General features: G+C 58.9%; 12 protein-coding genes. All 12 read left to right on the top strand.

Annotation, left to right across the window (positions count from 1 at the left end; genetic code table 11):
• Positions 1-209 precede the first annotated feature (209 nt).
• Complete coding sequence (rpoB, locus tag LKE90_RS11410; RefSeq protein WP_291493453.1) at positions 210-4,382, top strand: DNA-directed RNA polymerase subunit beta; 4,173 nt, start codon at positions 210-212, stop codon at positions 4,380-4,382.
• Positions 4,375-4,521 carry a hypothetical protein gene (locus LKE90_RS11405; RefSeq protein ID WP_291493451.1) on the top strand — a complete coding sequence of 49 codons (147 nt, stop codon included), beginning with the start codon at positions 4,375-4,377 and terminating at the stop codon, positions 4,519-4,521. Before rpoB ends, LKE90_RS11405 begins: the two co-directional genes overlap by 8 nt.
• Positions 4,518-8,699, top strand: coding sequence for a DNA-directed RNA polymerase subunit beta' (gene rpoC, locus LKE90_RS11400; protein ID WP_291493449.1), 4,182 nt, complete (start codon positions 4,518-4,520; stop codon positions 8,697-8,699). The genes LKE90_RS11405 and rpoC overlap by 4 nt, the downstream gene beginning before the upstream one ends.
• Positions 8,700-9,193: 494 nt before the next feature.
• Positions 9,194-9,565, top strand: coding sequence for a 30S ribosomal protein S12 (gene rpsL, locus LKE90_RS11395; RefSeq protein WP_010666058.1), 372 nt, complete (start codon positions 9,194-9,196; stop codon positions 9,563-9,565).
• A gap of 14 nt (positions 9,566-9,579) precedes the next feature.
• A complete protein-coding gene (rpsG, locus tag LKE90_RS11390) occupies positions 9,580-10,056 on the top strand; it encodes a 30S ribosomal protein S7 (protein ID WP_010666057.1) in 477 nt (158 codons plus the stop codon).
• A 102-nt stretch (positions 10,057-10,158) separates the two neighbouring features.
• Positions 10,159-11,349 carry an elongation factor Tu gene (gene tuf / locus LKE90_RS11385; protein WP_291493447.1) on the top strand — a complete coding sequence of 397 codons (1,191 nt, stop codon included), beginning with the start codon at positions 10,159-10,161 and terminating at the stop codon, positions 11,347-11,349.
• A gap of 146 nt (positions 11,350-11,495) precedes the next feature.
• A complete protein-coding gene (rpsJ, locus tag LKE90_RS11380) occupies positions 11,496-11,804 on the top strand; it encodes a 30S ribosomal protein S10 (RefSeq protein ID WP_007282720.1) in 309 nt (102 codons plus the stop codon).
• A 10-nt stretch (positions 11,805-11,814) separates the two neighbouring features.
• Entirely contained in the window at positions 11,815-12,498 is a 684-nt protein-coding gene (gene rplC / locus LKE90_RS11375) for a 50S ribosomal protein L3 (RefSeq protein ID WP_291493445.1), read from the top strand.
• A 5-nt stretch (positions 12,499-12,503) separates the two neighbouring features.
• The gene (rplD, locus tag LKE90_RS11370) at positions 12,504-13,118 is read left to right on the top strand and encodes a 50S ribosomal protein L4 (RefSeq protein ID WP_291493444.1); all 615 of its coding nucleotides are present in this window, start codon (positions 12,504-12,506) and stop codon (positions 13,116-13,118) included.
• A gap of 35 nt (positions 13,119-13,153) precedes the next feature.
• Positions 13,154-13,450: a 50S ribosomal protein L23 gene (locus LKE90_RS11365; protein WP_291493548.1), complete on the top strand. Its 297-nt coding sequence runs from the start codon at positions 13,154-13,156 to the stop codon at positions 13,448-13,450.
• Between the two features lie 16 nt (positions 13,451-13,466).
• Positions 13,467-14,297 (top strand): 50S ribosomal protein L2, encoded by an 831-nt coding sequence (rplB, locus tag LKE90_RS11360; RefSeq protein WP_291493442.1) that lies wholly within the window; start codon positions 13,467-13,469, stop codon positions 14,295-14,297.
• Between the two features lie 13 nt (positions 14,298-14,310).
• Entirely contained in the window at positions 14,311-14,589 is a 279-nt protein-coding gene (gene rpsS, locus LKE90_RS11355; protein ID WP_010666051.1) for a 30S ribosomal protein S19, read from the top strand.
• Position 14,590: the final 1 nt, after the last annotated feature.

The following is a 14,590-nucleotide window of genomic DNA, read 5'->3' as shown; positions in this document are numbered from 1 at the left end:
CGGAGGCTGCTTGTGGTCTCCGCCTGTTCGTCTGTAGTGACACCCTGTAAGGGTAAATTGCTACGGCGGTTCACGGATCGGACGATTGCGCCGGATTTGGGCGTTGGTCGTGTGAAGTGTGCATTAAGGCCGGACCGTCTGGCTGCCCTCCTCCCCTGTCGGGGCGGGGTGGCCGGATGGTCCGACGGCAGGGACGAGGCAGGATAGACATGAACGCAATCACCAAATCGTTCACGGGGCGTAAGAGGATCCGCAAAAGTTTCGGGCGGATTCCCGAAGTTGCGCCGATGCCTAACCTCATCGATGTCCAGCGCGCCTCCTATGAGGCATTTCTTCAGGCGAACGTATCGCCTGACGCGCGGACGCAGACGGGGCTTCAGGAAGTATTCCGTTCCGTTTTTCCGATCAACGATTTCGCAGGGCGTGGCCGTCTCGAATTCGTTCAGTACGAATTTGAAGATCCGAAATATGACGTTGAAGAGTGCATCCAGCGTGGCCTGACCTATGCCGCCCCGCTGAAGGTCATTCTCCGTCTGATCGTCTGGGACGTTGATGAGGATACGGGCTCCCGCTCGATCCGCGATATCAAGGAGCAGCCGGTTTACATGGGCGACATGCCCCTGATGACCGATAACGGCACCTTTATCGTCAACGGCACCGAGCGTGTGATCGTCAGCCAGATGCACCGTTCGCCGGGTGTCTTCTTCGATCACGACAAGGGCAAGACCCATTCCTCGGGCAAGTACCTCTTTTCGGCCCGTGTCATCCCGTATCGCGGTTCCTGGCTCGATTTCGAATTCGATGCCAAAGATCTGATCTATGTCCGCATCGACCGTAAGCGCAAGCTGCCGGCCACGACCCTGCTTTATGCGCTTGAAGGAGCCAATTCCGAGGCGGCGCGCAAGCAGAAGGCGGAAGAGGGCGGCGACGTCGCTTCCATGGACATCCGTGGGATGGATTCTGATGAAATCCTTGGCTACTTCTATGCTAAGGTGGTTTTCCAGAAGTCCGCCAAAGGCTGGGCTCGTGCCTTTGATCCGGAAGCTTTCAAAGGGCAGAAGCTTCTGTCCGACCTGATCGACGCGGATAGCGGCGAAGTCGTTGCGGAAGCCGACACGAAGCTGACCGCCCGCGCTGTCCGCAAGATCGCGGAAACGACGAAAGAAGTGCTGGTCACGGAAGCGGACCTGCTCGGACGTTTCATCGCCCATGACATCGTGAACCCGAACACGGGAGAGATTTATGGCGAGGGCGGCGAAGAGCTGACCGAAGCCCGTCTGCTGGCGCTGGAAGAAGCGGGAATCACGGAACTGCCGACCCTTGCGGTTGATCAGGCCAATGGTCCCTGGGTCCGCAACACCATGACGGTGGACAAGAACAACTCCCGTGATGAAGCGCTGATCGACATCTATCGTGTCATGCGTCCGGGCGAGCCGCCGACCGCTGAAACAGCGGAAGCGATGTTCCGCAGCCTGTTCTTTGATCCGGACCGTTACGACCTGTCGTCCGTTGGTCGTGTGAAGATGAACATGCGTCTGGGCCTTGAGTGCCCTGACACGGTGCGTGTGCTCCGTAAGGAAGACATTCTTCGCACGATGAAGGTCATGTGCGACCTGAAGGATGGCCGCGGTCAGATCGACGACATCGACAACCTCGGCAACCGTCGTGTCCGCTCCGTCGGCGAACTGATGGAGAATCAGTATCGTATCGGCCTGCTCCGCATGGAGCGCGCCATCCGCGAGCGTATGGGCTCCGTCGATATCGACACGGTTATGCCGCATGACCTGATCAACGCGAAACCTGCTGCTGCTGCCGTGCGCGAGTTCTTCGGCTCCTCACAGCTCTCGCAGTTCATGGACCAGACCAACCCGCTTTCGGAAGTCACGCACAAGCGTCGTCTTTCGGCGCTTGGCCCGGGCGGTCTGACCCGTGAGCGCGCAGGCTTCGAAGTCCGTGACGTTCATCCGACTCACTATGGCCGTATCTGCCCGATTGAGACGCCGGAAGGTCCGAACATCGGTCTGATCAACTCGCTGGCGACCTACGCCAAGGTGAACAAGTACGGCTTCATCGAGACCCCTTATCGTCTCGTCAAGGACGGCAAGCTTCAGGACGGCTGGAAATATCTCTCCGCCATGGAAGAGGAACGTCTGGTCGTTGCTCAGGCTGACGCCAAGCAGGACAAGGACGGCACTCTGACCGGCGAGCTGGTTTCGGTCCGCAGGAACGGTGACTTCCGTCAGGTGCTTCCGACCGATGTGACCGCCTGTGACGTTTCTCCGAAGCAGCTTGTCTCCGTGGCTGCGGCGCTGATTCCATTCCTTGAGAACGATGACGCCAACCGCGCGCTCATGGGATCGAACATGCAGCGTCAGGCTGTTCCGCTGGTGCGCTCTGATGCGCCGCTGGTCGGAACGGGCATGGAAGCTGCTGTTGCCCATGACTCGGGTGCAACCATCGTCGCCCGCCGTGGCGGTGTTGTCGATCAGATCGACGGCGCCCGTATCGTGGTGCGCGTCACGGACGAAAGCGGTGCGACGCAGGGTGTTGATACCTATCGTCTGCGGAAATATTCCCGTTCCAACCAGTCCACCTGCATCAATCAGCGTCCGCTGGTCCGCGTGGGTGATCAGGTTGCTGCCGGTGACATCATCGCTGACGGTCCGTCCACGGAACTGGGTGAACTGGCTCTGGGCCGTAACGTGCTCGTCGCGTTCATGCCATGGAACGGTTACAACTTCGAAGATTCCATCCTGATTTCCGAGCGTATCGCCCGTGACGACGTCTTCACCTCGATCCATATCGAGGAATTCGAAGTCATGGCGCGTGACACGAAGCTCGGTCAGGAAGAAATCACCCGTGACATCCCGAATGTCGGTGAGGAAGCCCTTCGCAACCTCGACGAGGCAGGCATCGTGTATGTCGGCGCCGAGGTGAACCCGGGTGACATTCTGATCGGCAAGGTCACGCCGAAGGGCGAGAGCCCGATGACACCGGAGGAGAAGCTCCTTCGCGCCATCTTCGGTGAAAAGGCTTCCGACGTTCGTGACACGTCCCTGCGTCTGCCGCCCGGCACGACCGGTACGATCGTTGACGTGCGCGTCTTCTCCCGTCGCGGCGTCGACAAGGACGAGCGTGCGATGGCCATCGAGCGCGCCGAGATCGAGCGTCTGGCGAAGGATCGTGATGACGAGCGCGCCATTCAGGAGCGTTCCTTCTACAACCGTCTGCGTGAGCGTCTCATCGGTGAGACGGCAGGGACGGGTTTCAAAGGTCTGAAGTCCGGCACGCCGATCACGGAAGAAGTTCTGACCGAGATTCCGCGTGGCGCATGGCGCAACGTCAGCGTCGCCTCCGACTCTGTCACGGCCGAGCTGGAAACCCTGCGTCGTGAATTCGATGCGGCTATCCAGAAGATTCAGGCTCGCTTCGACAGTAAGGTCGAGAAGCTCCAGCGCGGTGATGAACTGCCGCCGGGCGTGATGAAGATGGTCAAGGTCTTCGTCGCCGTGAAGCGCAAGCTTCAGCCGGGTGACAAAATGGCTGGTCGTCACGGTAATAAGGGTGTCGTGTCCCGCGTGGTGCCGGTTGAGGACATGCCGTTCCTTGAGGATGGCACCTCGGTCGACATCGTGCTGAATCCGCTCGGCGTGCCGTCACGAATGAACGTCGGACAGATTCTTGAGACCCATCTGGGCTGGGCGTGCGCCAATATCGGCAAGCGCATCGGTGGCATGGTCGATGAGTATCAGCGTGATGGTGAAAAGAAGCAGGTCCTTCTTGATGAACTGAAAGACGTTTACGGCGATGAGGTCTTCAAGACCGATATCGCCGAGATGTCCCATGATCAGCTTGTTGAGCTGGCGAACAATCTGCGTAAGGGCGTGCCGATTGCAACGCCGGTCTTCGATGGCGCCTCGATCCCTGATATCGAGAACATGCTTGAAAAGGCGGGTGTCGACCGGTCCGGTCAGTCCCAGCTTATCGACGGTCGCACAGGCGAACTGTTCGAGCGTAAGACGACGGTCGGTTACATCTACATGCTCAAGCTGCATCACCTTGTCGACGACAAGATTCATGCCCGCTCGATCGGCCCATACTCGCTCGTCACGCAGCAGCCGCTGGGTGGTAAGGCGCAGTTTGGTGGTCAGCGCTTCGGTGAGATGGAGGTCTGGGCGCTTGAGGCGTATGGCGCAGCCTACACGTTGCAGGAAATGCTCACGGTCAAGTCCGATGACGTCTCCGGTCGTACCAAGGTTTACGAATCCATCGTTCGTGAGCAGGACGACTTCGAAGCCGGTATTCCGGAGAGCTTCAACGTTCTTATCAAGGAACTGAAGTCGCTGGGTCTGAATGTCGATCTGGAAAACGGTGGTGACTGATTTTCCTGTTAATTTTGTCGAGGGGCTGTGGTCCCTCGACGCCGACCTGTTTTCAATAAAACGGAGCGCGGGGCAGAGCGCCCGGCGTGACGCGGAGCGCGGCCGCGTGAAACCCGTCCTGGAGGTTTTCGGCGCATGAATGAACTCATGAAAATCCTTGGCCAGTCCGGTCAGGCAGCCACCTTCGATCAGATCAAGATTCAGCTCGCATCAAGCGAGCAGATCCGTTCCTGGTCGTTTGGCGAGATCAAGAAGCCGGAGACGATCAACTATCGTACGTTCAAGCCGGAACGTGATGGTCTGTTCTGCGCGCGTATCTTTGGACCCATCAAGGACTACGAGTGCCTGTGCGGCAAGTACAAGCGCATGAAGTTTCGCGGCATTGTCTGCGAGAAGTGCGGCGTTGAAGTCACGCTGGCGAAAGTGCGGCGCGAGCGGATGGGTCACATCCAGCTTGCCAGCCCGGTCGCGCATATCTGGTTCCTGAAGTCGCTTCCGAGCCGCATCGGCCTGATGGTCGACATGACGCTGAAAGATCTGGAAAAGGTTCTCTATTTCGAGAGCTATCTGGTTCTGGAGCCCGGCACGTCTCCGTTGAAGCAGTTCAGCCTTCTGACCGAAGAGCAGTATCTCGACGTGCTTGATGAGCACGCGGAAGACGGCATTGAAGTCGGCATTGGCGCGGAAGCGATCAAGAAGCTGCTTGAGCGCATCGACTGCGACGCCGAGAAGGTCAAGCTCCGTCAGGAACTGAAGGAGACGACGTCCGAGGCCAAGCGCAAGAAGCTGGTCAAGCGTCTGAAGCTGATCGAGGCGTTCGCCGAGAGCGGCTGCAAGCCGGAATGGATGATTCTGGACATCGTGCCAGTGATTCCGCCCGAGCTGCGCCCACTGGTGCCTCTGGATGGCGGTCGTTTCGCGACATCCGATCTGAACGATCTGTATCGTCGCGTCATCAACCGTAACAACCGTCTGAAGCGGCTCATGGAGCTGCGTGCGCCGGACATCATCGTCCGTAACGAAAAGCGCATGTTGCAGGAGTCCGTGGACGCCCTGTTCGACAACGGCCGTCGTGGACGTGCGATCACGGGTGCCAACAAGCGCCCGCTGAAGTCGCTGTCCGACATGCTGAAAGGCAAACAGGGACGTTTCCGTCAGAACCTGCTCGGCAAGCGCGTCGATTATTCCGGTCGTTCGGTCATCGTGGTTGGACCCGAGCTGAAGCTGCATCAGTGCGGTCTTCCCAAGAAGATGGCGCTGGAGCTGTTCAAGCCGTTCATCTACTCCAAGCTTGAGAAATACGGTCACGCCACCACCATCAAGGCTGCGAAGCGCATGGTGGAAAAGGAGCGTCCGGAAGTCTGGGATATCCTTGAAGAGGTGATCCGCGAGCATCCCGTGATGCTGAACCGCGCACCGACGCTGCATCGTCTCGGCATTCAGGCGTTCGAGCCGATCCTTGTCGAGGGCAAGGCCATCCAGCTTCATCCGCTGGTCTGCACCGCGTTCAACGCCGACTTCGACGGCGATCAGATGGCCGTTCACGTGCCGCTGTCGCTTGAAGCCCAGCTTGAAGCGCGCGTGCTGATGATGTCGACCAATAACATCCTCAGCCCTGCGAACGGCAAGCCGATCATCGTGCCGTCGCAGGATATCGTTCTGGGTCTCTACTATCTCAGCCTTGAGACACCGGAATTCGGCGCGACGCCTGATCGTAATGAATATGACGACAAGACCGGTGAACTGACGAAGAAGGGCGCATCGTCTTTCGGGTCGATCAATGAAGTCGAATATGCCCTGTCGACAGGCGCTCTGAAGCTTCACGACAAGATTCGCATGCGTCTTGAGATGACCGGCGAAGGTGGGAAGACCTATGCCGAGACGGTCGTCACGACGCCGGGGCGCGTTCTGATCGCACAGATTCTGCCGAAGAGCAGCTCGGTGCCGTTCTCCCTGATCAACAAGCAGTTGACCAAGAAGAACGTGTCCGACGTGATCGACGCGGTCTACCGTCACTGCGGTCAGAAAGAGGCGGTGATCTTCTGTGACCGCATGATGTCGCTTGGTTTCCGTCATGCTGCGAGAGCCGGTATCTCCTTCGGTAAGGATGACATGATCATCCCGCACGAAAAGAAGGAACTGGTCGATCGTACCTCCGCCGAGGTCAAGGAGTTCGAGCAGCAGTATCAGGACGGTCTGATCACGGCTGGCGAGCGCTACAACAAGGTGGTTGACGCCTGGTCTCGCTGCACGGACGAAGTGCAGGCTGCGATGACCAAGGAGCTGTCGAAGGCCGAGATCGGCAAGCCGATCAACTCGGTCTGGATGATGAGCCACTCCGGCGCGCGTGGGTCGCCAGCGCAGATGAAGCAGCTTGCCGGTATGCGTGGTCTGATGGCCAAGCCGTCGGGCGAGATCATCGAACAGCCGATCATCGCCAACTTCAAGGAAGGCCTGTCGGTTCTCGATTACTTCACCTCGACTCACGGCGCCCGTAAGGGGCTGGCCGATACCGCGCTCAAGACAGCCAACTCGGGTTATCTGACGCGTCGTCTAGTCGACGTGGCGCAGGACTGCATCATCGTCGAGAACGATTGCGGTACCGAGCGTGGCCTGACCATTCGCGCCGTGATGGATGGTGGTGAGGTTGTCTCCTCGCTTTCCGAGCGAATCCTTGGTCGTACACTGGCTGCTGATGTCATCAACCCGACCACGGGTGAGATTGTCTTCAAGCGCAACCGTCTCGTTGAGGAGGCTGACGCCGAAATCATCGAGAAGTCCGCTGTCGAGACCGTTCTCATCCGTTCGGTTCTGACCTGTGACAGCCGCGTTGGTGTCTGCGGTCATTGCTATGGTCGTGACCTCGCCCGCGGCACGCCGGTCAATATCGGTGAGGCTGTCGGTGTTATCGCCGCCCAGTCCATCGGTGAGCCCGGCACGCAGTTGACGATGCGTACCTTCCATATTGGTGGCGCGGCCCAGCGTGGCGCCGAGCAGTCGATGGTCGAAGCGTCCCGTGACGGCAAGGTGACGATCCGCAACCGCAACGTGGTGCAGAACTCGCAGAACGTGCCGATCGTCATGGCCCGTAACTGTGAAATCATCCTTGCGGACGAGAATGGCACGGAGCGTGCGCGCTATCGTGTGCCTTACGGTGCGCGACTTCTGGTGGAGGACGGTCAGGCCGTCACCCGTAACCAGAAGATGGCCGAGTGGGACCCGTACACCCTGCCGATCATCACGGAGAAGGCGGGCACGGTCGAATATCTCGACCTGATCGAGTCCATCACGCTCGTCGAGCGTATGGACGAAGTGACGGGCCTGACTTCGAAAGTGGTCGTGGATTACAAGCAAGCTTCCAAAGGTGTCGACCTGCGTCCGCGTCTGCAACTGAAGGACAGCAACAACAACGTCATCAAGCTCGATAACGGCAACGATGCGCGTTACTTCCTGTCGCCGGACTCGCTGCTCTCCGTTGAGAACGGCGCTCAGGTCCATGCGGGTGACGTGCTGGCGCGTATTCCGCGTGAAGGCTCGAAGACGCGTGACATTACCGGTGGTCTGCCGCGTGTGGCTGAACTGTTCGAGGCCCGCCGTCCGAAAGACCACGCCATCATCGCCGAGAACGAAGGTCGCGTGGAATTCGGCAAGGACTACAAGTCGAAGCGCCGTGTCATCGTGAAGAACGATGAGACAGGTGAAGAGACGGAATATCTGGTGCCGAAGGGCAAGCACGTTTCCGTTCAGGAAGGCGACTTTGTCCAGAAGGGCGATCCGCTGGTCGATGGTCCGCGCGTCCCGCATGACATTCTCAAGGTCATGGGCGTCGAAGCTCTGTCCGACTATCTCGTGAACGAGATTCAGGACGTGTATCGACTGCAGGGCGTGAAGATCAACGACAAGCATATCGAGGTGATCGTTCGCCAGATGCTGCAGAAGGTCGAGGTTCTGGAACCGGGCGACACGACCTTCCTGATCGGCGAGACGGTGGACCGTATCGAATTCGAGGCGGAGAATACCAAGCGTCTCAACGCTGGAGATCGCCCGGCGGTCGCGATGCCGGTGCTTCAGGGTATCACGAAGGCGTCGTTGCAGACCCAGTCCTTCATCTCGGCGGCCTCCTTCCAGGAGACCACGCGCGTTCTCACCGAGGCGGCTACGGCCGGCAAGGTGGACACGCTGAACGGTCTGAAAGAGAACGTCATTGTCGGTCGTCTGATCCCGGCGGGAACAGGCAGTGTGATGAACAAGCTGCGGGCTGTCGCGGCGCGTCAGGATCGGCAGCGTCTTGAGCATGGAAATGAGGCTGCCGAGTAATCGGCAACCTTGACCTGCTGTGATCATGGAGAGGCCGGGCTTTGTCCCGGCCTTTCTTTTTGTGACGGGATCATCCAGCGCACGCTCCGTGGACTCTTTTCTCCGTGACGTGGGCCGTTTTCTCTGGTCAAGCATGAAATTTCGGGTTATGAGGCGCGCAATTCGTTGCGTAACGACGCCAAAAGGCCGGTTCCAGCGGAATGTTAGTGTCAGCAGATTGGGAAACTGACCCGAATCGTGCGAGTTTTCTTGACTCGTATGGCCTCGGGGCCTAGGTTCCGCCCCCTCAGCTTCATGCATTCCGGCTCACTGTCCGGGCAGGTTGTTGTCAAGGCAATTAAAACATGCGGTTCCATGCGTTCTCTGAGAGCGTATCAAGGCCGGATGTAAACATAGGCTTTCCGGATGTTGTGTCCGGGAAGTGATTTTGGATGACAGTCGGCAACCGAAGTGAGGGTTCGCCGGCCGAACTGTGTAAGGATCGGGAAAGGCGCATGCCGACCATCAACCAGCTGATCGCCAAGGGGCGCGAGCCTGCGGCAAAGCGCAACAAGGTGCCGGCCCTTCAGGGCTGCCCGCAGAAGCGCGGCGTTTGCACTCGCGTTTATACGACCACTCCAAAAAAGCCGAACTCCGCGCTCCGTAAGGTCGCGAAAGTGCGTCTGACGAACGGCCATGAAGTGGTGAGCTACATTCCGGGTGAAGGTCACAACCTTCAGGAGCATAGCGTCGTCCTGATCCGTGGTGGTCGTGTGAAGGATCTTCCGGGTGTCCGTTACCACATCCTCCGCGGTGTGCTTGATACCCAGGGTATCGCAAAGCGCCGTCAGCGTCGTTCGCTCTATGGCGCTAAGCGTCCTAAGTAAGGGAATATCGAGGCATGAGTCGCCGTCACCGCGCTGTAAAGCGTGAGATCCTTCCGGATCCGAAATTTGGAGACATCGTCATTACGCGCTTCATGAATGCGCTGATGTATGATGGTAAGAAGTCCACTGCAGAAGGCATCGTCTACGGTGCTCTCGATGTTCTGCATCGTCGTGGTGGTGCTTCCGCTGATCCTGTCGCCATGTTCCATGCTGCGCTGGATAACGTGAAGCCTGCTGTAGAGGTTCGTTCGCGTCGCGTCGGCGGTGCAACGTATCAGGTGCCCGTTGAAGTGCGTGCTGACCGTCGTCAGGCTCTGGCGATTCGCTGGCTGATTGATGCGTCGCGCAAGCGCGGTGAAAGCACGATGCAGGATCGTCTTTCGAACGAGCTGATGGACGCCGTGAACAATCGTGGCGCTGCGGTCAAGAAGCGCGAAGATACGCACCGTATGGCTGAAGCCAACAAGGCTTTCAGTCACTACCGCTGGTAATCGACGCTTTTTTTATGTGTGTTGCGGTGTCCCGGGTTGGGTGCCGCAGCGGAAATTGCTAACAACCGCATCCCGTCTGATGGCGGGTAACGGAGAGAAACGATGGCAAAGGCTAAATTCGAGCGTAATAAGCCGCATTGTAATATCGGCACCATTGGTCACGTTGACCATGGCAAGACGTCGCTCACGGCTGCAATCACCAAGACGCTGGCAAAGACCGGTGGCGCCGAGTTTAAGGCGTATGACCAGATCGACGCCGCTCCTGAAGAGCGCGCTCGTGGCATCACCATCTCCACGGCTCACGTCGAGTACGAGACGGCAGCCCGTCACTACGCTCACGTCGACTGCCCTGGTCACGCTGACTATGTGAAGAACATGATCACCGGTGCTGCCCAGATGGACGGCGCGATTCTGGTTGTGTCCGCTGCTGACGGCCCGATGCCGCAGACCCGTGAGCACATCCTGCTTGCCCGTCAGGTTGGCGTTCCGGCTCTGGTCGTGTTCCTGAACAAGGTTGATCAGGTTGATGATCCGGAGCTGCTTGAGCTGGTCGAGATGGAAGTGCGCGAGCTGCTTTCTTCCTATCAGTTCCCGGGCGACGATATTCCTGTGGTAAAGGGTTCTGCTCTTGTCACACTGGAAGATGGCGATCCGGAAATTGGCGAAAACCGCGTCAAGGATCTGATGGACGCTGTTGACTCCTACATCCCGCAGCCGGAGCGTCCGGTTGACCGTCCGTTCCTGATGCCGATCGAAGACGTGTTCTCGATCTCCGGTCGTGGCACGGTCGTCACGGGTCGTGTCGAGCGTGGCGTTGTCAACACAGGTGACGAAGTTGAAATCGTTGGCATCCGTCCGACGACCAAGACGACTGTTACGGGCGTTGAAATGTTCCGCAAGTTGCTTGATCGTGGTGAGGCTGGCGACAACATCGGCGCTCTGCTGCGTGGCACGAAGCGTGAGGATGTCGAGCGTGGTCAGGTTCTGGCCAAGCCGGGCTCCATCACGCCGCACAAGAAGTTCAAGGCTGAGGCTTACATCCTCACGAAGGAAGAGGGTGGCCGTCACACGCCGTTCTTCACGAACTACCGTCCGCAGTTCTACTTCCGTACGACGGACGTTACCGGTGTTGTCCACCTGCCGGAAGGTACGGAAATGGTCATGCCGGGCGACAACATCGCTATGGATGTCGAGCTGATTGCTCCGATCGCCATGGATGAAGGTCTCCGTTTCGCTATCCGCGAAGGTGGCCGCACGGTTGGCGCAGGCGTGGTCGCTTCGATCACTGAGTAAGACGGGGCAGGTGCCCCATAGCCCTTAATTGGGCGGGCCCTGAACTGAGTGCCCCCGGTCGGAGCGATCCGGCCGGGGTCTTACTTGGCGGTGGGATATCCCGGGCAGACCCTGGCCGGATTAGAAAGTTGGACTGAAACAAGACGATGGACAACCAGAACATCCGCATTCGCCTAAAGGCGTACGATCATCGCGTGCTCGACAACAGCACGAAAGAGATCGTCAACACGGCGAAGCGTACGGGTGCGCGGGTTCGGGGTCCTATCCCGCTGCCGACGCATATCGAACGGTTTACCGTGAACCGCTCACCCCACGTGGATAAGAAAAGCCGCGAACAGTTCGAAATTCGGACTCACCGCAGGCTGCTCGACATTGTCGAGCCGACCCCGCAGACCGTGGACGCCCTCATGAAGCTCGACCTCGCCGCTGGCGTTGATGTCGAGATCAAACTCTAAGGTCCAGACGATGCGTACCGGATTGATCGCAAGAAAGCTGGGTATGACCCGGCTGTTTAAGGAAGATGGCACACATGTGCCCGTCACTGTCCTGCATCTCGATGATGTGCAGGTGGTTGATGTCCGCACCGAGGAGCGTGACGGTTATACCGCCGTGCAGCTCGGTCTGGGCAAAGCCAAGGTGAAGAATGTCACGAAGCCGAACCGCGGCCATTATGCCCGCGTGAAGGTCGAGCCGAAGAAGGCCGTGCGCGAATTCCGCGTTGCTGCCGACGCCGTTCTCGAGCCGGGTGCCAGTCTCCTCGCCTCCCACTTTGTGGTCGGTCAGAAGGTGGATGTCACCGGCACGAGCAAGGGTAAGGGGTTTGCCGGTGCGATGAAGCGCTGGAACTTCGCCGGTCTCGAAGCTTCTCACGGCGTGTCCATCTCTCACCGTTCACATGGTTCTACCGGTAACCGTCAGGATCCCGGCAAGACCTTCAAGAACAAGAAGATGGCTGGTCATCTCGGTGACGAGCGCGTGACGACACTGAACCTGGAAGTGGCTGCGGTCGATCCGGAAAAGAATCTGGTCATGATTCGTGGTTCCATCCCGGGCGCGAAGAACGGACTGGTCATGGTCCGTGACGCGATCAAGAAGGCCCGTCATGCAGAGGCGCCGTATCCGGCAGCCATTGCGACGGCGGAGGGCTGAGGACGATGGAACTCGATATCAAAACCCTCGATAACGGCAGCGCTGGCACAGCTACGCTTCCGGACGAGATTTTCGCTGTTGCACCGCGTGCCGATATCATGGCGCGTGTGGTTCACTGGCAGCTGGCGAAACGCCGCGCCGGCACCCACAAGGTGAAGGGCATGGGCGAAGTTTCGGGTACGACGAAGAAGCCGTTTCGCCAGAAAGGCACCGGCTCGGCACGTCAGGGCTCGCTGCGTGCGCCGCAGTATCGTACCGGTGGTGCGGTTCATGGTCCGGTCGTTCGTGATCATGGCTATGACCTTCCCAAGAAGGTGCGTCGCCTCGGTCTGATTTCCGCTCTTTCCCAGAAGGCGAAAGACGGCAAGCTGATCGTTCTCGACGCAGCGGATGGCGTGACCAAGACGGCTGAGCTGGCTGTAAAGCTGAAGGCTCTCGGTCTGACCTCGGCTCTGATCGTTGACGGCACAGTGAACGAAGGCTTCGTTCGTGCGGCCCGCAACCTGCCGAAGATCGACGTCCTGCCGACCATCGGTGCGAACGTCTACGACATTCTCAACCATGACGTCCTTGCGATCACTCGCGCTGGCGTTGAAGGCCTCAAGGAGCGGCTGGCATGACAAACGTGCTTGCGATCCGCAAAAAGGCGGAAAAGATGTCGCGCGAAGCGCTCTATGACATCGTCCGTGCGCCGCTGATCACCGAAAAGGCGACGGCGATGTCCGAGAAGAACCAGGTGGCCTTCAAGGTCGCCATCTCAGCTACAAAGCCTGAGATCAAGGTTGCGGTCGAGACACTCTTCGGCGTCAAGGTTGTCAGCGTTTGCACGCTGGTTCAGAAGGGCAAGACGAAGCGTTTCAAGGGTCGTCCCGGACAGCGCTCCGATATCAAGAAGGCGTTCGTGCAGCTGGCGGAGGGTCAGTCCATTGACCTGACCGCCAAGCTGGCGTGACGCGGGGTATCCACACATGGCATTGAAGCACTTTAATCCCGTCACGCCGAGCCTTCGTGGCACGGTGCTGGTGGACCGGGCTGACCTGTGGAAGGGCAAGCCGGTCAAGCAGCTTACCGAAGGCAAGAACAAGTCCGGTGGTCGTAACAATCACGGTCGCACAACGTCGCGTTTTCGTGGCGGCGGGCACAAGCAGTCCTATCGCTATGTCGACTTCAAGCGTCGCAAGCTGGACGTGCTGGGCACCGTTGAGCGTCTGGAATATGACCCGAACCGCACCGCGTTCATCGCGCTGATCAAGTACGAAGACGGCGAGCTGGCTTACATTCTGGCTCCGCAGCGTCTGAAGGTTGGTGATCAGGTCATCGCGGGTGCCCGCGTTGATATCAAGCCGGGCAATGCTATGCCGCTGGCTTCGATCCCCGTCGGAACGATCGTGCACAACATCGAGCTGAAGCAGGGCGCTGGCGGCAAGATGGCTCGCTCGGCAGGCACCTACGCACAGCTGGTCGGCAAGGACTCTGGCTACGCCCAGATTCGTCTGCAGTCAGGCGAACTCCGCGTTGTTCGCGGTGAATGCTTTGCCACGGTTGGTGCAGTGTCCAATCCGGACAACATGAACCAGCACATGGGCAAGGCTGGCCGTATGCGCTGGCTTGGCCGCCGTCCCCATAACCGTGGTGTTGTCATGAACCCGGTCGACCATCCGCATGGTGGTGGTGAAGGCCGGACCTCGGGCGGTCGTCATCCGGTTACGCCGTGGGGCAAGCCGACCAAGGGTTACAAGACACGGGTCAACAAGCGTACGGACAGTCTGATCATCCGTCGCCGGAAGACCGGCAAGTAAGGGGCAATAAGAGATGGCACGTTCCGTCTGGAAAGGCCCGTTCGTAGACGGGTATCTGCTGAACAAGGCCGAGGCGTCCCGCGCGTCGGGTCGTAACGAGGTGATCAAGATCTGGTCACGTCGTTCCACGATCCTTCCGCAGTTCGTTGGTCTGACGTTTGGTGTTTATAACGGTCACAAGTTCCTTCCGGTTCAGGTGACCGAGAACATGGTTGGCCACAAGTTTGGCGAATTCTCTCCGACCCGTACCTTCCATGGTCACGGTGCGGACAAGAAGTCGAAGCGAGGCTGAG

It is taken from the genome of Acetobacter sp., assembly GCF_022483985.1.
GTDB lineage: Bacteria > Pseudomonadota > Alphaproteobacteria > Acetobacterales > Acetobacteraceae > Acetobacter.
Note: the sequence above shows the minus strand (reverse complement) of the source record. Positions and strands in the feature narration are given on the sequence as shown.

Coding starts and splice junctions, on each gene's coding strand:
- rpoC (WP_291493449.1), top strand. CDS start 4,518: ATGAATGAACTCATGAAAATCCTTGGCCAGTCCGGTCAGGCAGCCACC.
- rplC (WP_291493445.1), top strand. CDS start 11,815: ATGCGTACCGGATTGATCGCAAGAAAGCTGGGTATGACCCGGCTGTTT.
- rpoB (WP_291493453.1), top strand. CDS start 210: ATGAACGCAATCACCAAATCGTTCACGGGGCGTAAGAGGATCCGCAAA.
- rplD (WP_291493444.1), top strand. CDS start 12,504: ATGGAACTCGATATCAAAACCCTCGATAACGGCAGCGCTGGCACAGCT.
- rpsL (WP_010666058.1), top strand. CDS start 9,194: ATGCCGACCATCAACCAGCTGATCGCCAAGGGGCGCGAGCCTGCGGCA.
- rpsG (WP_010666057.1), top strand. CDS start 9,580: ATGAGTCGCCGTCACCGCGCTGTAAAGCGTGAGATCCTTCCGGATCCG.
- tuf (WP_291493447.1), top strand. CDS start 10,159: ATGGCAAAGGCTAAATTCGAGCGTAATAAGCCGCATTGTAATATCGGC.
- rpsJ (WP_007282720.1), top strand. CDS start 11,496: ATGGACAACCAGAACATCCGCATTCGCCTAAAGGCGTACGATCATCGC.
- rplB (WP_291493442.1), top strand. CDS start 13,467: ATGGCATTGAAGCACTTTAATCCCGTCACGCCGAGCCTTCGTGGCACG.
- rpsS (WP_010666051.1), top strand. CDS start 14,311: ATGGCACGTTCCGTCTGGAAAGGCCCGTTCGTAGACGGGTATCTGCTG.
- LKE90_RS11365 (WP_291493548.1), top strand. CDS start 13,154: ATGTCGCGCGAAGCGCTCTATGACATCGTCCGTGCGCCGCTGATCACC.